At 65.2% G+C, this 18594-nt stretch carries 20 protein-coding genes; 11 read left to right on the top strand and 9 right to left on the bottom strand.

Going from position 1 to position 18594, the window contains the following annotated elements:
* Positions 1-656 precede the first annotated feature (656 nt).
* The 5 genes from rluB to RTH46_RS04245 all read right to left on the bottom strand — a co-directional run bounded on the left by rluB (position 657) and on the right by RTH46_RS04245 (position 5066).
* On the bottom strand, positions 657-1721 hold the full coding sequence (gene rluB, locus RTH46_RS04265) for a 23S rRNA pseudouridine(2605) synthase RluB (protein WP_316905107.1): 1065 nt from the start codon (positions 1719-1721) through the stop codon (positions 657-659).
* Between the two features lie 246 nt (positions 1722-1967).
* Positions 1968-2726 (bottom strand): SMC-Scp complex subunit ScpB, encoded by a 759-nt coding sequence (scpB, locus tag RTH46_RS04260; RefSeq protein ID WP_125859564.1) that lies wholly within the window; start codon positions 2724-2726, stop codon positions 1968-1970.
* A gap of 12 nt (positions 2727-2738) precedes the next feature.
* Positions 2739-3437, bottom strand: a complete 699-nt coding sequence (locus RTH46_RS04255) for a ScpA family protein (protein WP_316905173.1) — start codon at positions 3435-3437, stop codon at positions 2739-2741.
* Between the two features lie 125 nt (positions 3438-3562).
* On the bottom strand, positions 3563-4192 hold the full coding sequence (locus RTH46_RS04250) for an L-threonylcarbamoyladenylate synthase (protein ID WP_279845412.1): 630 nt from the start codon (positions 4190-4192) through the stop codon (positions 3563-3565).
* A 13-nt stretch (positions 4193-4205) separates the two neighbouring features.
* Positions 4206-5066 carry a PHP domain-containing protein gene (locus RTH46_RS04245; protein WP_125465045.1) on the bottom strand — a complete coding sequence of 287 codons (861 nt, stop codon included), beginning with the start codon at positions 5064-5066 and terminating at the stop codon, positions 4206-4208.
* Between the two features lie 67 nt (positions 5067-5133).
* Between RTH46_RS04245 and RTH46_RS04240 the strand changes: the two genes are divergently transcribed.
* From RTH46_RS04240 to RTH46_RS04215, 6 genes are all read left to right on the top strand, one after another.
* The gene (locus tag RTH46_RS04240; protein WP_153787649.1) at positions 5134-5730 is read left to right on the top strand and encodes a septation protein A; all 597 of its coding nucleotides are present in this window, start codon (positions 5134-5136) and stop codon (positions 5728-5730) included.
* 1 nt (position 5731) lies between these two features.
* On the top strand, positions 5732-6031 hold the full coding sequence (locus tag RTH46_RS04235) for a YciI family protein (RefSeq protein WP_110991937.1): 300 nt from the start codon (positions 5732-5734) through the stop codon (positions 6029-6031).
* A gap of 198 nt (positions 6032-6229) precedes the next feature.
* A complete protein-coding gene (locus tag RTH46_RS04230; protein ID WP_153787650.1) occupies positions 6230-6622 on the top strand; it encodes a translation initiation factor 2 in 393 nt (130 codons plus the stop codon).
* A 7-nt stretch (positions 6623-6629) separates the two neighbouring features.
* Positions 6630-7307 (top strand): response regulator transcription factor, encoded by a 678-nt coding sequence (locus RTH46_RS04225; RefSeq protein WP_153787651.1) that lies wholly within the window; start codon positions 6630-6632, stop codon positions 7305-7307.
* Between the two features lie 234 nt (positions 7308-7541).
* Entirely contained in the window at positions 7542-7958 is a 417-nt protein-coding gene (locus RTH46_RS04220) for an LTXXQ domain protein (RefSeq protein ID WP_316905106.1), read from the top strand.
* Positions 7959-7970: 12 nt separating this feature from the next.
* On the top strand, positions 7971-9359 hold the full coding sequence (locus tag RTH46_RS04215) for a sensor histidine kinase (protein WP_153787652.1): 1389 nt from the start codon (positions 7971-7973) through the stop codon (positions 9357-9359).
* A gap of 132 nt (positions 9360-9491) precedes the next feature.
* Here the strand turns inward: RTH46_RS04215 and RTH46_RS04210 are convergent, their stop codons facing one another.
* Positions 9492-10049, bottom strand: a complete 558-nt coding sequence (locus RTH46_RS04210) for an NAD(P)H nitroreductase (protein WP_153787653.1) — start codon at positions 10047-10049, stop codon at positions 9492-9494.
* A gap of 203 nt (positions 10050-10252) precedes the next feature.
* Between RTH46_RS04210 and RTH46_RS04205 the strand changes: the two genes are divergently transcribed.
* Positions 10253-11707 (top strand): TrkH family potassium uptake protein, encoded by a 1455-nt coding sequence (locus tag RTH46_RS04205; protein ID WP_153787654.1) that lies wholly within the window; start codon positions 10253-10255, stop codon positions 11705-11707.
* Here RTH46_RS04205 and RTH46_RS04200 read toward each other — a convergent pair.
* The gene (locus RTH46_RS04200; protein ID WP_153787655.1) at positions 11664-12710 is read right to left on the bottom strand and encodes an AraC family transcriptional regulator; all 1047 of its coding nucleotides are present in this window, start codon (positions 12708-12710) and stop codon (positions 11664-11666) included. The two genes, RTH46_RS04205 and RTH46_RS04200, sit on opposite strands and share 44 nt — an antisense overlap.
* 153 nt (positions 12711-12863) lie before the next feature.
* Between RTH46_RS04200 and RTH46_RS04195 the strand changes: the two genes are divergently transcribed.
* Entirely contained in the window at positions 12864-13175 is a 312-nt protein-coding gene (locus RTH46_RS04195) for a DUF962 domain-containing protein (RefSeq protein ID WP_125465053.1), read from the top strand.
* Positions 13176-13271: 96 nt separating this feature from the next.
* Here the strand turns inward: RTH46_RS04195 and RTH46_RS04190 are convergent, their stop codons facing one another.
* Positions 13272-14087: a UDP-2,3-diacylglucosamine diphosphatase gene (locus RTH46_RS04190; protein ID WP_153787656.1), complete on the bottom strand. Its 816-nt coding sequence runs from the start codon at positions 14085-14087 to the stop codon at positions 13272-13274.
* Positions 14088-14211: 124 nt separating this feature from the next.
* Here RTH46_RS04190 and RTH46_RS04185 point away from each other — a divergent pair, with 124 nt between their 5' ends.
* Positions 14212-14979, top strand: a complete 768-nt coding sequence (locus tag RTH46_RS04185) for a helix-turn-helix transcriptional regulator (protein WP_153787657.1) — start codon at positions 14212-14214, stop codon at positions 14977-14979.
* 167 nt (positions 14980-15146) lie between these two features.
* Complete coding sequence (locus tag RTH46_RS04180; RefSeq protein WP_153787658.1) at positions 15147-16037, top strand: DMT family transporter; 891 nt, start codon at positions 15147-15149, stop codon at positions 16035-16037.
* Here the strand turns inward: RTH46_RS04180 and RTH46_RS04175 are convergent, their stop codons facing one another.
* Positions 16038-16319, bottom strand: a complete 282-nt coding sequence (locus RTH46_RS04175) for a SelT/SelW/SelH family protein (RefSeq protein WP_153787659.1) — start codon at positions 16317-16319, stop codon at positions 16038-16040.
* A gap of 66 nt (positions 16320-16385) precedes the next feature.
* Between RTH46_RS04175 and RTH46_RS04170 the strand changes: the two genes are divergently transcribed.
* Positions 16386-18572, top strand: a complete 2187-nt coding sequence (locus RTH46_RS04170) for a patatin-like phospholipase family protein (protein ID WP_153787660.1) — start codon at positions 16386-16388, stop codon at positions 18570-18572.
* Positions 18573-18594 lie beyond the last annotated feature (22 nt).

The following is an 18594-nucleotide window of genomic DNA, read 5'->3' as shown; positions in this document are numbered from 1 at the left end:
CAGGGCGAATCAACCGGGTGTCAGCAAGAGTGCGCGGTACGCAAGGGGGTCACAGGTAAAACGCGGCGCATTGTATACCCCTGCAAACGCGCAGGCGTCAACGCGTTGCATCGTTTCCTGTGGAAAAAACGCAGCGGTCCTGGGGCGAAGGCCTGAAAAGGCGGAGTGATCGGCGTACATGGCGCCTCCATTTGTTGTTCTGTTACCGGGCTCTTTGGCCAGGCGTTGCACACGGCAATGGCGCTATATCAACGTGCGGGCGGGGTTTGGACAAGGGGGCGAATCGAGGGCGGATGGCTCTGGAACGGCGGGCGCGGCAAGTTCTGTTTACAGCGGTAGGAAAATTCGTGTTTGGCCGGGAATTTTGCCGCGATTCGTACAATTTTCTTTACAAGGCGGTTCAGAAACTTTCCAAAACCTAGAGAAATTTCTTTTGAATCAGCTATTTGGACCGGTTCTCAGCCCTGCACCCTGTAGGAGCGGCCTTGTGTCGCGAAAGGGGTGCGAAGCGCCCCCAGGATTTATGCATCACGCTGATATTGCCGGGGCCGCTTTGCGGCCCTTTCGCGACACAAGGCCGCTCCCACAGGGCCCGCGCCAATTCGCGGGCACAAAAAAGCCAGCCCGGAGGCTGGCTCTTTCGCTACACGGGCCGATCAGCCACGCGGCTTGCCGCGACCACGGCCGGCCGGCTTGTCGCCGTCCGGGCGGGAGGGACGCTTGCGCATCTCACTCGGACGCTCGGCCACCGCGCTGCCACGGTTGCCTTTGCGCGGCGCAGCCTCTTCACGCGGCGCACGCGCAGGGCGCTCGGCCTGACCTTCACCGGCCGGACGCAGGGTGCGCACACGCTCGCCACGGCCCAATGGGCGGGTCGACTTGCGCTGCATGCGCTCCATCTTGTCCTTGGCCTTGAGGTTCAGCGTTGGCAGTGCCACCGGCTGCAGACCCACTTCGGCGGCCAGGATATCGATCTCGCCCTGGCTCATTTCGCGCCAGCGGCCCATCGGCAGGTCGGAGTTGAGGAACACCGGGCCGAAACGCACGCGCTTCAGGCGGCTGACCACCACGCCTTGCGACTCCCACAGGCGACGCACTTCGCGGTTACGGCCTTCCATCACCACGCAGTGGTACCAGTGGTTGAAGCCTTCACCGCCCGGAGCCTTCTGGATGTCGGTGAACTTGGCCGGGCCATCCTCGAGCATCACGCCAGCCTTGAGGCGCTCGACCATGTCGTCGTCGACCTCACCACGCACGCGCACGGCGTACTCGCGGTCCATCTCGTAGGACGGGTGCATCAGGCGGTTGGCCAGTTCACCGTCGGTGGTGAACAGCAGCAGGCCGGTGGTGTTGATGTCCAGGCGGCCGATGTTGATCCAACGGCCCTCTTTCGGACGCGGCAGGCGGTCGAACACGGTCGGGCGGCCTTCCGGGTCGTCACGGGTGCAGATTTCGCCGTCGGGCTTGTTGTACATGATCACGCGGCGGGTCGCTTCGGCGGCCTCGACGCGCTTGATCAGCTTGCCGTCGACGGTGATGGCGTCGTGCAGGTCGACGCGAAGGCCCAGGGTGGCCTCGACACCGTTGACCTTGATACGGCCCTGGGCGATCCAGGCCTCGACGTCACGACGCGAGCCCACGCCGATGCGCGCCAGCACTTTCTGCAGCTTTTCGCCGGACGGAGGGGTGGGTTGTTGGTCCTGCAGGTCTTGCTCACTCATCTGGGCACCTCCCGGTGTATTAGTGAAAGCGGTTTTTGGCGACGGATGCGCCAAAGGGGCGCGCATCATACGCGGTTCGGCGCGGGAACGCACTGGAGGGTAGGCTGTTTTTTGAGGTTGAGGGGCGTTTTCTGCCAGATGGCACTGCATGGCCTCTTCGCGGGTAAACCCGCTCCCACAGGGGCCCGCATCCCCTGTGGGAGCGGGTTCACCCGCGAAGAGGCCGGCGCAGCAGACACATGAGCATCAGGGCTCCAGCTTGGCTTGCGCTTCAGGCTCTTCGCGCAAATCATCGAAATCAGTCTTGAGCCCCTCTTCCATCGCATCCAGCTCCACCAGCAGCGAGCGGAAACTGGTTTCATCCTTCGGCGCTGGCGCTTCACCCTCCTCGCCCAGGCTGGCATCGGCCAAGGCCTGCAAGTGCGCGGGCACTGGCGCCTCGTCCGGGTCGTCGAGTGGCGCCTCTGGCTCCAACTCGCGCAACTCGGCCAACGCCGGGAGCTGATCGAGGCTCTTGAGGTTGAAGTGATCGAGGAATGCCTTGGTGGTGGCGAACATGGCCGGCCGCCCGGGCACCTCACGGTAACCGACGATACGGATCCACTCACGCTCCATCAGGGTCTTGATGATGTTGCTGTTCACCGCCACCCCACGCACATCCTCGATCTCGCCACGGGTAATGGGCTGGCGATAGGCGATCAGCGCAATGGTTTCAAGCAAGGCACGGGAATAGCGCTGCGGGCGCTCTTCCCACAGGCGGCCGACCCAGGGCGCATAGCTTTCGCGGATCTGCAGGCGGTAACCGGTGGCCACCTCCTTGAGCTCGAAGGCGCGGCCATTGCAGGACTTGCCGAGCACCTCCAGAGCTTTCTTGAAGACAGCCGGCGCCGGACGCTCGGCCTCTTCGAACAGTTCGTACAGGCGCTCCAGGGATTGCGGCTTGCCCGAGGCAAGCAGGAAAGCCTCGATCAGCGACGCGAGTTCACGGGGTTCGTTCAGGTTCATGGGGTCGTCAGGTCACTCTGCCCGCGCACGGACGTGGATCGGGGCGAAAGCCTCATTTTGCACCAGTTCGATCAGCGATTCCTTCACCAGCTCAAGAATCGCCATGAAGGTCACCACCACCCCGAGCTTGCCTTCCTCGGCGCTGAACAGCTCGACGAAGGGCACGAACTCGCCGCCCTTGAGGCGTTCGAGCACCTGGCTCATGCGCTCGCGAGTAGACAGGGCCTCGCGGGTGATCTGGTGGCTTTCGAACAAGTCGTTGCGGCGCATGACCTCGGCCATGGACAACAGGATCTCTTCCAGGGCGACATCAGGCAGCAGCTTGCGCACCTTGGCCTGGGGCGCATCCAGCTGCGGCACTACCACCTCGCGGCCAACCCGTGGCAACTCATCAATGCCCTCGGCGGCAGCCTTGAAGCGCTCGTACTCCTGCAGGCGGCGGATCAGCTCGGCGCGCGGGTCGCCCTCTTCTTCCTCCACTTCGGCGGAGCGCGGCAGCAGCATGCGCGACTTGATCTCGGCAAGCATCGCAGCCATCACCAGGTACTCGGCGGCCAGCTCCAGGCGCACGTTCTTCATCAGCTCGACATAGCTCATGTACTGGCGGGTGATTTCCGCCACCGGGATATCGAGGATGTCGACGTTCTGCTTGCGGATCAGGTACAGCAGCAGGTCGAGCGGGCCTTCGAAGGCTTCGAGGAAGACCTCCAGGGCGTCCGGCGGGATGTACAGGTCCACCGGCAGCTCGGTCAGGGCTTCGCCGTAGACCAGGGCCAACTGCAGCTGGAAAGGCGACTCGGCCTCGCCGGCCGGCGCCTCGGGCGCTTCCACCTGGCTCACGCGTTGGCCAGGAAGGGGGTGGGGTCGCCGCACCCTTCGCGGATCAGCGAAGGCTCGTCGCCGGACAGGTCGATGATGGTGGAGGCCTTCAGGTCACCGAAACCGCCGTCGATGACCAGGTCGACATGGTGCTCCAGCCGTTCGCGGATTTCATAAGGGTCAGTCATCGGCTCGCTATCGCCCGGCAGGATCAGGCTCACGCTCATCAACGGCTCGCCCAGCTCGGCCAGCAGCGCCAGGGTAATGGCATGGTCCGGCACACGCAGGCCGATGGTCCGGCGCTTCTCGTGCAGCAACAGGCGCGGCACCTCGCGGGTGCCGTTGAGGATGAAGGTATAAGGCCCTGGCACATGGGCCTTGAGCAGGCGGAAGGTGCCGGTATCGACCTTGGCATACAACCCGAGTTGCGACATGTCGCAACACATCAGGGTGAAGTTGTGCGACTTGTCCAGGCCGCGCAGGCGCCGCACCCGTTCGATAGCCGCCTTGTCGCCGATCTGGCAACCCAGGGCGTAGGCCGAATCGGTCGGGTAGACCACCACGCCGCCTTTACGGATGATCTCCACCGCCTGGCGGATCAAACGTGGTTGCGGGTTCTCCGGATGAATCTGGAAAAATTGGCTCACGAAGTCGTCCTGTTCATACCGCCATAGGCTGTTCATGTCGGAATCGGCGCCACAGGGGTGGCAAGTCCTCAGGCAATGGCCGGTAGGCACCGATCTCGCCCCAGGTGCCGGGGCCGTGGAAATCACTGCCAGCGCTTGCCAGCAGGCCGAACTCACGGGTGAGGATGGACATCGTCCCCACCTGCTCGGGCGGCATCATCCCATTGACCACTTCCAGTGCCTGCCCACCTGCCTGAATATAGTCGGCAATCAGCCGTCTGCGCTTGCTGCGGGTCAGTTCGTAGTGCATGGGATGAGCCAGGCTCACCCACGCATTGGACTGGCGCAGCGTGGCGACGGTTTCCTCGAGTGTCGGCCAGTGCAACTTGACGTCGCCCAGCTTGCCGGCGCCCAGCCACTTGCGAAACGCTTCGCCGCGGTCCTTGACGAAGCCTGCGCGCACCATGAACTCGGCGAAATGCGGGCGTGCCGGGGCGTTGCCGCTGTCGCCCAGTTCCTGCTGCACCGCCCGTGCACCTTCGAGCGCCCCGGGCATGCCCTTGGCGGCCAGCTTGCGATCGATCTCTTCGGCGCGCAGCCAGCGGCCACGGTGGAGGTTTTCGATGGCTTCGAGCAAAGGCGGTGCATCGAGGGGGAAGTCGTAACCCAGCACATGGATGGTCGCGCCGCCCCAGGTGCACGACAGCTCCACGCCACTGACCCAGTGCATGCCATTGTCGAGGCAGGCCTGGCGGGCCTCGGGCAGCCCTTCGAGGGTGTCGTGGTCGGTGAGCGACAAGGTCCGCACCCCATGCTCATGGGCCCGGGCGACCAGTGCCGTGGGCGACAGGGCGCCGTCGGAGGCCGTGCTGTGACAGTGCAGATCAACATTCATGGTGGAGCGCTTTCGCCGGAATCGATGTTTGTTATTATGCCGTCACATCCCGCTTCTGGCTGCCACTGTGAAACAATTCATCGATTTCATCCCGCTGCTGCTGTTCTTCATCGTTTACAAACTGGACCCGCGCCCGGTCGAATTCGCAGGCCACAGCTTTGAATTCGGCGGTATCTACAGCGCCACGGCGATGCTTATCCTCAGTTCGCTGGTGGTTTACGGCGCGCTGTTCCTGCGCCACCGCAAGCTCGAGAAAGGCCAGTTGCTGACCCTGGTTGCCTGCCTGGTGTTCGGCGGGCTGACCCTGGCGTTCCACAGCGAAACCTTCCTCAAGTGGAAGGCGCCGGTGGTCAACTGGCTGTTTGCCCTGGCCTTCGCCGGCAGCCACTTCATCGGTGACCGGGTGCTGATCAAACGCATCATGGGCCACGCCCTGACACTTCCAGAAACAGTCTGGACCCGCCTGAACCTGGCATGGATCCTGTTCTTCCTGGTCTGCGGCGCCGCCAACCTGTTCGTCGCCTTCACCTTCCAGGACTTCTGGGTCGACTTCAAGGTGTTCGGCAGCCTGGGCATGACCGTGATCTTCCTGGTGGCGCAGGGTGTATACCTTTCGCGCCACCTGCACGACACCGACCCCTCCACTTCCAAACCCAAGGACTGACATGCTCTACGCCATCATCGCCAGCGACGTCGCGAACTCCCTGGAAAAACGCCTGGCCGCCCGCCCCGCCCACATCGAGCGCCTGCAACAGCTCAAGGCCGAAGGCCGCGTGGTCCTGGCCGGCCCGCACCCGGCCATCGACAGCAACGACCCGGGCGCCGCCGGCTTCAGCGGCAGCCTGATCGTCGCCGAGTTCGAATCGCTGGCCGCCGCCCAGGCCTGGGCCGACGCCGACCCGTACATTGCTGCCGGCGTCTACGACAAGGTCGTGGTCAAGCCGTTCAAGCAAGTCCTGCCGTAACAGGCTTTTGAGTAGTTGTTGTGGGTGCAGCTTCGTGGGAGCGGGCTTGCCCCGCGATTGCGCCAGTCCAAGCTATCGCTATCGCGGGGCCAGCCCGCTCCCACGCAGCTGCTCCCAGCTACACCCCCGCACTGCACTATTCATAAATTGCGACGACCGGCCGACAACCTCCTGAACCGACAAGAATCAGGAGTCCCAATGCGTCAAGGTCCGATGTCCGTGCTGCTTTGCCTGTTGCTGCTATCCCCTTTCGCCGCGGCCGAACAGCCGTTGTCGCTGGAAGCCGGAGCGCGGATCACCGAGCTGCAGCAGCGCCTGGAAGAGAGCGAGAAACAACGCACCCTGCTGGCCCAGCAAATGCAGAGCCAGGACAGCGAGCGCGAGAGTGCCCAACTGAGCCGCCTGCGCCAGGACAACCAGCGCCTGAAGCTGGCCATCAAGGAGCTGCAGGCCGCGGCCAATCCTGTGCAACGCCTGCTCACCGACCAGCAACAATGGTTCCTGATCGGCTCGGCCGTTGCACTGTTGTCGGTAGTCTGCGGTATCTTAGCCAGCGGCGGTCACAGACGACGCCGGCAATGGTTGAATTGAGTGAGACATGAGCGAGCTGTTACTGATTGATGATGACCAGGAGCTGTGTGAGCTGCTTGGCAGCTGGCTGACCCAGGAAGGCTTTGAGGTGCGCGCCTGCCACGATGGCCTGAGCGCGCGCCAGGCCCTGGCCGCCCACGCTCCGGCAGCGGTGGTACTGGATGTGATGTTGCCCGATGGCAGCGGCCTGGAACTGCTCAAGCAGCTGCGCAACGAACACGCCGACCTGCCGGTGCTGATGCTCTCGGCCCGTGGCGAGCCGCTGGACCGGATCCTGGGCCTGGAGCTCGGCGCCGACGACTACCTGGCCAAACCCTGCGACCCTCGCGAGCTCACCGCTCGCCTGCGCGCAGTGCTGCGCCGCAGCCACCCCAGCGCGCCCACCTCGCAGATCGAGGTCGGCGACATGGTCTTCAGCCCGGTACGCGGGGTGGTCAGCATCGACCAGCGCGAGATGACCCTTACTTTGTCCGAGAGCCGCATCCTCGAAGCCTTGCTGCGCCAGCCCGGTGAGCCGCTGGACAAGCAGGAGCTGGCGCAGATCGGCCTGGGCCGCAAGCTCACCCTCTACGACCGCAGCCTGGACATGCATGTCAGCAACCTGCGCAAGAAGATCGGCCCGCACGCCGACGGCCGCCCGCGCATCGTCGCGCTGCGTAGCCGGGGTTACTACTACAGCCTCTGACAGGATTCAGCGTGGGAGCGACGCTACGTGGGAGCGGGCTTGCCCCGCGATAGCGTTGGCAGGGAAAACCCGGGTGGTTGCGCCGACGCCATCGCGGGGCAAGCCCGCTCCCACGAACGTCCAGCGGCTCCGTTGATCTTTACCCAGCCTTTACCCTCGCCTGACCGCCCTTGACCTTGATCTCCCTAGACTGGGCTCATCCGGTAACCACCGGCCCCTGAAAGGAGAGACACCATGCGCAAGACCCTTATCGCCCTGATGTTCGCCGCCGCCCTGCCGACCGTGGCCATGGCCATGCCTGAAGGCGGCCCGCGTCACGACGGCCCGCATCATCGCGGTGACGCGCCTTTCGCCCAACTGGACCTGAGCCGCGACCAACGCCAGCAGATCGGCAAGCTGATGGGCGAGCAGATGCAGCAACGCCGCGACATCACCGAGCGCTACATGAACAAACTGCCAGCTGCCGAGCAGAAGGCCATGAAGGACGAAATCAAAGCCAGCCACGACAAGACCGAAGGCCAGATCCGCGCCCTGCTCAAGCCGGACCAGCAGAAGAAGTTCGACGAACTGCAGAAGGAACGCGCCGCGCGCAAAGCCGAGTGGCAAGAGTTCCAGGCCTGGAAGGCTGAAAAAGCCACCAAGGCCCAGTAAGCTGTCCACCCCATGCCCGGCCCGCGCCCTCGCGGGCCGGGCTTTTGCCATTTTGCGGAGGTGCTCGTCTTGCGTTCACTGTTCTGGCGCATCCTGGCCAGCTTCTGGCTGGCCATCGCCCTGGTCGCCGGCCTGTCGATCCTGCTCGGCCACATGCTCAACCAGGACACCTGGATCCTCAGCCGCCACCCCGGCCTGAACACCCTGGCCAGCCGCTGGGTGCAGCATTACGAGCAGGAAGGCCTGGAGTCGTCGCAACGCTTCCTCGAGCGGCGCAAGCAACGCTACAAGATCGACGTGCAAGTGCTCGACGACAGTGGCGATGCCGTGGTGCCCGGTACCTTCCCGCGCCGCGCTGCCGCTTTCGAGGCGCGCCAGCACAACGACGAACGCCGCCTGCCCTGGCGCCGCCTGACCGAGGAATACACCAGCCCCACCAGCGGCGAAACCTATCTGCTGATCTACCGTATCCCCCACCCGGAACTGGCCGCCTGGCACCGCGAAAGCCTGATCTGGCCGCTCAGCGCGCTGGGCATCGCGCTGGTGGTGCTGACCCTGTTCAGCCTGTTGGTGACCCTGTCGATCACCCGCCCGCTGAGCCGTCTGCGCGGCGCGGTGCATGACCTGGGGCAGACCAGCTACCAACAGAACAGCCTGGCGCGCCTGGCCGTGCGCCGCGACGAGTTCGGCGTACTGGCCAACGACTTCAACAAGATGGGCGCACGCCTGCAGAGCCTGATCGGCAGCCAGCGCCAGTTGCTGCGCGATGTGTCACACGAATTGCGCTCGCCCCTGGCGCGCCTGCGCGTCGCCCTTGCCCTGGCCGAACGCGCCGGGCCCGAACAGCGCCAGGCCCTGTGGCCACGACTGACCCGTGAATGCGACCGCCTGGAAGACCTGATCAGTGAAATCCTGGTGCTGGCCCGGGTCGATGCCGAGCAGGCGCATGCCGAGCCCGTGGACCTCAATGCCGTGCTGGGTGGCGTGCGTAAAGACGCCCAGTTGGCGGCGCCGGATCAGGAAGTGCGCCTGCAGATGCAGCCAGGGCTGACCCTGCAAGGCTGGCCGACCTTGATCGAGCGAGCGGCGGACAACCTGCTGCGCAATGCCCTGCGCTTCAACCCGCAGGGGCAACCGATCGAAATCGATGCCCACCGTGAACAGGAGCGTATTGTCGTGAGCGTGCGTGACCATGGGCCGGGGGTGGCAGAAGAACATCTGGCGCAGTTGGGCGAGCCGTTCTTCCGCGCCCCGGGGCAGGAAGCACCGGGGCATGGGTTGGGGCTGGCGATCGCGCGCAAGGCGGCGGAGCGTCATGGCGGCAGCCTGACGCTGGCGAATCATCCGCAGGGTGGGTTTGTGGCGACGCTGGCGTTGCCCTGTGAAGTCAACGCTGGCTGACATACCCCTGAGCGGCCATGCAGCTTTTCGCGGGTAAACCCGCTCCCACAGGACTGCGCCATTCTCAACGCGCGCGCGATCCTGTGGGAGCGGGTTTACCCGCGAAGGGCCGCAAAGCGGCCCCCCGCTCAATCACTCACCCCAGGCGCTGACGTACTCGGCGGTTTCCAGGATCGGCGCGGTGCGTGGCTCGGCCATAGGCGTGCCGACGTACAGGTAGCCGATCAGTTCTTCATTCTCGGTCAGCCCAAGGCCCTTGTGCACATGGGCATCGAAGGCCATGTCGCCGGTGCGCCATACCGCGCCGATCCCCTGGGCATGCGCCGCAATCAGGATCCCGTGGGCCGCACAACCGGCGGCCAGGCGCTGCTCGATCTTCGGCACCTTGAAGTGATCCTGAAGTTTGGCGATCACCACGATCAACAGCGGCGCGCGCAGCGGCATGGCCCGGGCCTTGTCCAGCGCAGCCTGGGAGGCATCACCCTTGGCCTGTACCGCCTCGGCGAACAGCTCGCCGAGCTTCTCGCGGCCCTGCCCTTCGATGGTCAGGAAACGCCAGGGCCGCAGCTGGCCATGGTCCGGCGCACGCAGCGCCGCCTGGAACAGGGCCTCGCGCTGTGCGGCGTTGGGCGCGGGCTCCGTCAGGCGTGGCACGGATACACGGTTGAGCAATGCGTCGAGAGCCTCCATCGGCTTCCCTCCTGGCAAGTTGAAAGTGCCGCCATTCTGCACCAACCGCAAGGCAACGTGGGAGCGGGCTTGCCCCGCGATGCATTCCAGCTCGATGCCATCGCGGGGCAAGCCCGCTCCCACGCATCAACTGATCGTACGTTTACAAGACACGGTCCACAGGTAGAATGGCGCCCTTTCCGTTGCGAGTCAGGGCAGATCACATGGCGTTGCCGACCTTAAGGATCATTGGTTTCATCATCGGCATCTTCCTGATCACCCTGGCGGTGAGCATGGTGGTGCCCATGGCGACCCTGGTGGTCTTCGAACGTACCGGCGACATGCCATCGTTCCTCTGGTCGAGCCTGATCACCTTCATCGCCGGCCTTGGACTGGTGGTGCCCGGCCGCCCCGAGCACGTGCACCTGCGCCCGCGCGACATGTACCTGCTGACCGTCAGCAGCTGGCTGGTGGTGTGCGTATTCGCCGCCCTGCCGTTCCTGCTCACCCAGCACATCAGCTATACCGACGCCTTCTTCGAGAGCATGTCGGGCATTACCGCCACCGGCGCCACGGTGCTCAGCGGGCTGGACAACATGTCACCCGGCATCCTGATGTGGCGCTCGATGCTGCACTGGCTGGGCGGCATCGGCTTCATCGGCATGGCGGTAGCGATCCTGCCGCTGCTGCGCATCGGTGGCATGCGCCTGTTCCAGACCGAGTCGTCCGACCGTTCGGAGAAGGTCATGCCGCGCTCGCACATGGTCGCCAAGTCGATCGTCGGGGTTTATGTCGGCATCACGGTGTTCGGCAGCCTGGCGTTCTGGTGGGCGGGCATGGGCCTGTTCGATGCGATCAACCACGCCATGTCGGCGATCTCCACCGGCGGGTTCTCCACCTCCGACCAGTCGCTGGCCAAGTGGGACATCCCGGCGGTGCACTGGGTCGCGGTGGTGGTGATGATCCTCGGCAGCTTGCCGTTCACCCTCTACGTGGCCACCTTGCGCGGCCACCGCAAGGCGCTGATCAAGGACCAGCAGGTCCAGGGCCTGCTCGGCATGCTGGTGGCCACCTGGCTGGTGCTGGGCACCTGGTATTGGGCCACCACCGAGCTGCACTGGCTCGATGCCTTACGCCACGTGGCACTGAACGTCACCTCGGTGGTCACCACCACCGGTTTCGCCCTGGGCGACTACAGCCTGTGGGGTAATTTCTCGCTGATGCTGTTCTTCTACCTGGGCTTCGTCGGCGGCTGTTCGGGCTCGACCGCCGGCGGCATCAAGATCTTCCGTTTCCAGGTGGCCTATATCCTGCTCAAGGCCAACCTCAACCAGCTGATCCACCCGCGCGCGGTGATCAAGCAGAAGTACAACGGCCACCGCCTCGACGAAGAGATCGTGCGTTCGATCCTGACCTTCTCGTTCTTCTTCGCCATCACCATCTGCATCATCGCCCTGCTGCTGTCGCTGCTGGGCGTCGACTGGATGACCGCGCTGACCGGTGCCGCGGGCACCGTCTCGGGAGTCGGGCCGGGCCTGGGCGAGGTGATCGGCCCGGCCGGCAACTACGCCACCTTGCCGGATGCCGCCAAGTGGATCCTGGCCGGCGGCATGTTGCTGGGCCGGCTGGAGATCATCACGGTGCTGGTGTTGTGCATGCCAGCGTTCTGGCGTCACTGAGGGTCAAGCGCGCGCGGTACTCGCTGGGGGTGGCATCGAACCAGCGGCGGAATGCCCGGTAGAAGTTGCTCGGGTCGGCAAACCCCAGCAGGTAGGCGGTTTCCAGCAAGGTGGTACCCGGCTGGGCGAGGTACTGCTCGGCCAGCTCCCGACGGGTGTCGTCGAGCAGGGTCTGGAAGCTGGTGCCCTCGTCCTGCAGGCGCCGCTGCAGGGTGCGCTGCGACAGGTGCAGCGCCTGGGCCACGGTGTCACGCTTGGGCTCGCCTTGCGGCAGGATGCGGCACAGCACCTGGCGCACCCGGTGGGTGACCCGGCTCTCCGAAAATCGCGCCAGGTATTCGCCGGCAAAACGATCATGCAGTATGGCCATGGCTTCGTTGGCGGTGGGCAAAGGCGCCTCCATGTCGGCGCGCTCGAACACCAGCGCATCATGGGGCGCGCCGAATACCAGTGGTGCGTGGAACGCCACCTTGTATGGCTCGACATTTTTCGGCTGCGGGCCCTGGATCAGTACCCGACGCGGCTGGATCGGCCGCCCGCTGAGCCAGGTCGACAGCGCCAGGGCGCACGCCAGCGAGGCTTCCGCACTGTGCCGGGTGGGTGGCAGGTGGTCGCCGTGCACGGTCAGGATCAGCGAATAACCTTCCGGCCCGAGGCGGAAGCTCAGGTCCGAGCTTTCGGCAATGATCCGCTGGTAACGCACCAGGCGCTCGAAACCTTCGGCCAGGGTGCGGCTGGACATCAGCGCATAACCGACCACATGAAACGAAGCCGGGCGCACCACCCGGGCCATGTTCAGGCCGATGGCTTCATTGCCGGACAGCTCGACCGCCAGTTGCCACAACCGGGTCATGGCGTCCTGGGGGAAGCGCGCATCGGGATCTTCGAGGGCGGCAAAATCAAGTCCCAGTTGCCTGAACATGGCCGGGCAGTCGAGCCCCTCCAGCTCAAGCGCCTTGACGATCCCTGATGCCCAGCTGGCTGAAGTGGTTCTCTCACTCATGACAGGCTTCTTGTGCTGACCGCTCCTGCGGTGAATCGAAAGGATACTCAATTGGCGCCAATTGTCACTGGCCAGCGCATCAGCTGACTCTAGACTCGATTCAGGCTCCACGCCGTGTATCCTGTCTTCAACAGCAGCTTCGGTAGCACAGCCATGACCAGCACAGCGCAGTTCCGCAGTTTTGCCGAGTTCTATCCCTATTATCTGGGCGAGCACAGCAACCCCACTTGCCGCCGCCTGCACTTCGTCGGTACCAGCCTGGTGATCGCCCTGCTCGCCTACACCCTCGCCAGCGGCAAGTGGCTGCTGCTGCTCGCCGTGCCTCTGGCCGGCTACGGTTTCGCCTGGGCCGGCCACTTCTTCTTCGAAAAAAATCGCCCAGCCACCTTCACCCACCCCTGGTACAGCCTGATCGGCGACTTCGCCATGTTTCGCGACATTCTTCTGGGCCGGCTCAGCCTCTGATTGCAAGTTTCGGCCTCATCGCCGGCAAGCCGGCTCCCGCAGGAGTGCGCGCGATCGAAGTGGGAGCTGGCTTGCCAGCGATAAAGCCAGCACGATTCACGCCGGTTCGCCAAGCTCCGCCAACCGCTGCGCCACCTCGCGCGCCTGGGCATCGGCGAAGCGGTACAGCTCGATCTGCCCGTCCCAATGCTCGATCAGCGCCGTGCACGACTCCACCCAGTCACCGCAGTTGAGGTATTCCACCTCGCCGACCATGCGTATCTCGGCATGGTGTATATGCCCGCAGACCACGCCCTGGAAGCCTCGCCGGGTGCACTCGTGGGCAATCGCATCCTCGAAATCGCTGATGAAGCTCACCGCGCCCTTGACCTTGTGCTTGAGGTAGGCAGACAGCGACCAGTAACCATAGCCGTAGCGGGCGCGCCAGTGGTTGAGCCAGCGGTTGAGCACCAGGGTGAATTCGTAGGCGCGGTCGCCCAGGAACGCCAGCCAGCGGTGATAGCGGGTGATCACGTCGAACTGGTCGCCGTGGATCACCAGCAGGCGACGGCCATCGGCGGTGAGGTGTTCGGCTTCGTCCACCAACTGGATATTGCCGAGGATCAGTTTGGAATAGCGGCGCAGGAACTCGTCATGGTTGCCGGTGACGTAGATGACTTCGGTACCGCGCTTGCTCATGGTCAGCAGGCGGCGAATGACGTTGGTGTGCGCCTGGGGCCAATAGATGCCGCCGCGCAGCTTCCAGCCATCGATGATGTCGCCGACCAGGTAGATGCGGTCGGCCTGATACCCCTTGAGAAAGTGCGACAGATGTTCGGCCTGGCAATCCCGGGTGCCCAAGTGCACGTCGGAGATCCACAGGGTACGTACACGCTGCTTGCGTGACGGGCGGACGGTTTCGGCATGGGTCATGGGCAGGCTCCGGCACAGTTTGCTGGAGACTGGCAGGCACAGGTGACAGGTTGGTGGCAGGCCGATGACGACTGATCGCACCTTGCCGGGTGTACACTCTTGCCCTGCCCTACGAGGACCCACCATGACCACCGGCCCGCTGCTCTCGCTGCGTCACTACCGTGACGAGTTGATCGCCCACAGCCACGAGCACCCGCAACTGGTGTTCGGCCTGCGCGGGCGGCTGGACTTCGAGGTGCAGGGCCAGGGTGCGCGGGTTGATCGCCAGGCCCTGATGGTGGTGCCTGCCGGCGCCCACCATACCTGCGGCAGCGCCGCCGGCAGTCACTGCCTGGTGCTGGATGTGCCGGGCGAGCATTGGCTCGGCGAACAGTTGGGGGCGCATGCCGATGCCAGCCGCCGCCTGCTCGATCGCCCCGGTGCGCTGGGCCTGGACAACCGCCAGCAGCAGTTGGTGGACTGGCTGGCGACCAGCCCGATGGACGACCCATTGATCGCCCGCCAGGGAGCGGTGCTGTTGCTGGCCAGCCTCAACCCGCAGGCCGCCGCGCCGATAGCCGCCAGCACTCGCCTGCCCTATGCAGCCTTCGACGCCCATATCGACCAGCACGCCGCCTACCCACTGCAGGTCGCTGACCTGGCGCGGCTGGCCGGGCTGTCCAGCGCTCGGCTGCATGCGCGGTTCAGTGCGGAATGCGGCATGACGCCGATGGACTACATCCGCCAGCGACGGCTGCTCATGGCCCGGCAGTTGTTGCGCGAGTCCCTGCTGCCAGTGGGCGAGATCGCCGCGCGGGTGGGATACGAGTCCCAGAGTGCCTTCAGTGCGGCGGTGATGCGGGCATTTGGCTGTACACCCTCGGCGTTGCGGCGCGAGCCCGGCGATAACTGACGCGAGATGCGCGACAGACACCGGCGAACCGGCCTTTTACACTGGGCGCCTGTACCGACCCTATCGCGGGGCAAGCCCGCTCCCACAGTGGAACCTGCCTTTAGCGCGGGAGCGGGCTTGCCCCGCGATAGGGCCAGTGATGAAGCGCAAACAACCCAAGGACCACCATGAACCACCGCACCGCCCTCGGCGCCCTGCACATCGGCGCGCTGTTCTTCGGCCTGACCGGCGTGTTCGGCAAACTGGCCGCCAGTGCCAGCCCGTCGATCATCGTCTTCGGCCGCGCCGCCTTCGCCGTGCTCGCCCTGGGCCTGTTCGCCAGCCTGGCACGTCAGGCCTGGCAGCCTTTGGGCGGGCGCGACCTGCGCCGCCTGCTGCTGGGCGGCGTATTGTTGGCGGGGCACTGGGTGAGCTTCTTCGTCGCGGTCAAGGTCGCGGGCGTGGCCATCGCCACCTTGGGCTTTGCCAGCTTCCCGGCCTTCACGGTCATCCTCGAAGGCCTGTTGTTCCGTGAGCGTATCCGGCGCAACGAGGCCGTACTGGTGGTGCTGGTGAGCATCGGCCTGGTGCTGGTCACCCCAGATTTCGACCTGGCCAGCGAGGCCACCGGCGGGCTGCTCTGGGCGCTGCTTTCGGGGCTGCTGTTCTCGCTGCTGTCGCTGACTAACCGCGCAGGTTCCGGGCGCCTGCCGGCGGTACAGGCGGCGCTGTGGCAGAACCTGGTGGTCAGCCTGTGCCTGCTGCCCTTCGCCGCCCCGGGGCTGGCCAGCGTAGCGCCCATGGACTGGCTGTGGATCGCCCTGCTGGGGGTGTTCTGCACCGGCGTCGCCCACAGCCTGTTTGTCGCCAGCCTGGCCGTGATCAAGGCCCGCACCGCGGCGGTGGTGTTCGGCATGGAGCCGGTCTACGGCATCGCCGTGGCCTGGGTGGTGTTCGCCGAAACCCCCACCCTGCGCATGCTCGCCGGCGGCGCGCTGATCATCTTCGCCATCGTGCTGTCCAGCCGCATGGCCGCCGAGCAGCCGGTGAAACCGCGCGCCGTGGTGGAAAGCGCCTGATCAGCGATCGTTGTGGCCCAGGTCGCGCTCGGGGTCGATCAGGTCGCGTAGACGCTGCTTGAGCACCTTGGCTTCGGGGAAGCCGCCATCGGCCTTGCGCTCCCACAGCTGCACGCCGTCGCAAGTGATGCGGAACACGCCACCGGTACCTGGCGCCAACGCCACCTGGCCAAGCTCGTCGCCGAAGGTGCTGAGCAGTTCCTGGGCCAGCCAGGCGGCGCGCAGCAGCCATTGGCACTGCGTGCAGTAGGTAATGACGATCTGCGGTTTGCTGTCGGCCATGTCGGGCATCTCCAGAGGAAGGGCCGCTTATACTAGCGGTCTTTACCGCTGCTTTTGAGACTCACGATGCGCCGCCTGCTGTTATGCCTTTTGCTGACGCTCACCTCCCTCACCCTGTTCGCCGCCGAGCCTGCCAGGCCGAAGGTCGGCCTGGTGCTGTCGGGCGGCGCCGCCCGCGGTTTGGCGCACATCGGTGTGCTCAAGGCCCTGGAGGAACAAGGCGTGCGCATCGACGCCATCGCCGGTACCAGCATGGGCGCGGTGGTCGGCGGGCTGTACGCCTCGGGCTACAGCGTCGAGGAGCTGGAAAAACTGGCGACCACCCTGGACTGGCAGCAGGCGCTGTCCGACGCCCCGCCGCGCGAGGACATCCCGTTCCGCCGCAAGCAGGATGACCGCGACTTCCTGGTCAAGCAGAAGCTGAGCTTTCGCGACGATGGCAGCCTGGGCCTGCCGCTGGGGGTGATCCAGGGCCAGAACCTCTCGCTGCTGCTGGAGAGCAAGCTGGCGCACACCGCCGACATCCGCGACTTCGACAAGCTGCCCATTCCCTTCCGCGCCGTGGCCACCGACATCACCACCGGTGAAAAAGTGGTGTTCCGCCGCGGCCACCTGCCCCAGGTGGTCCGCGCCAGCATGTCGATCCCGGCGGTGTTCGCCCCGGTGGAACTGGACGGCCGGCTGCTGGTGGACGGCGGCATGACCGACAACATCCCGCTGGACGTGGTGCGCGAGATGGGTGTCGACATCGCCATCGTGGTCGACATCGGCACCCCGCTGCGCAACCGCAAGCAGCTGGCCACGGTGGTCGACGTGCTCAACCAGTCGATCACCCTGATGACCCGGCGCAACTCCGAGGAACAATTGGCCAGCCTGGCCCGCGACGACATCCTGGTGCAGCCGCCGCTGGCCAGCTTCGGCGTCACCGACTTCGGCCGCGCCCGCGACATGATCGACGCCGGCTACCGCGCCACTCGGGCCCTTGACCCGCGCCTGGCGGCGCTGCGCCAGGCCGAAGGTGATGCCGGCCTGGCGGTGGCTCGCTCACCCGGCCAGCGCACCCCGGTGATCACTGCGATCAAGGTGGAAAACGACTCCAAGGTCAGCGACGACGTGATCCGTTACTACATCCGCCAACCGATCGGCGAGCCGCTGCAACTCGATCGCCTGCAGACCGACATGGGCACCCTGTACGGCCTGGACTATTTCGACCAGGTGCAATACCGCGTGGTGCACAAGGGCGACGCCAACACCCTGGTGATCAAGGCCCGCGGCCGGCGCGGCGGTACCGACTACCTGCGCCTGGGCCTGAACCTGTCCGATGACCTGCGCGGCGACAGCGCCTTCAACCTGGGCGCCAGCTACCGGGTCAACGGCATCAACCGCCTGGGCGCCGAATGGCTGACCCGCGCCCAGATCGGCGACCAGCAGGAGCTGTACAGCGAGTTCTACCAGCCGCTGGACGTTGGCTCGCGCTACTTCATCGCCCCGTATCTGGACCTCGGTTCACAGAACGTCGAGGCCACGCTGGACAACGACCCGGTGGCCGAATACCGCCTGGAGCGCTACGGCTTTGGCCTGAACGTCGGGCGGCAGATCAGCACCTACGGCGAAGTGCGCCTGGGCGTGGGCAAGGCCTGGGGCCAGGCCGAGGTGCGCATCGGCGACCAGAGCCTGCCCAAGGTCAGCTTCAACGAGGGCTTCTACGAGCTCAAGTACTCGTACGATACCTTCGACAATGTCTACTTCCCCCACAGCGGCGAGGAAATCGGCCTGACCGCGCGCAAGTACGACCAATCGCTGGATTCGGACCAGGACTACCGGCAGTGGTTGTTCAACCTGGACAAGGCCTTCAGCAGCGGACCGAATACCTTGGTGCTGGGTGGGCGCTACGGGCGCACGCTGGATGATGCCGAAGTGGTGACATCGAGCTTCGTGTTCGGCGGCGCCCGGCAGCTGTCGGGCTTTCGCCAGGACTCGATTTCCGGGCAGAACATGAGCCTGCTGCGCATGGTCTATTACCGCCGCCTGACGCCACGCGCCTACCTGCCGCTGGACTTCCCGCTTTACGTGGGCGGGTCGCTGGAGAGAGGTCGGGCGTGGAACAACGACAATGAATTCGACAGTGGCTACATCAATGCCGCGAGCATCTTCCTCGGGCTGGAGACGCCGCTCGGCCCGCTCAACCTGAGCTATGGGGCCAACGATGCGAATGAGCAGGCGGTGTACCTGAATCTGGGGCACACCTTCTAGAACGCATCGCGGGGCAAGTCGC

Origin of the sequence: Pseudomonas sp. zfem004 (assembly GCF_032621715.1) — a bacterium.
GTDB classification, from domain to species: Bacteria; Pseudomonadota; Gammaproteobacteria; order Pseudomonadales; family Pseudomonadaceae; genus Aquipseudomonas; species Aquipseudomonas sichuanensis.
The sequence above is the reverse complement of the archived record's forward strand: the minus strand, read 5'-3'. Positions and strand labels throughout refer to the sequence as shown.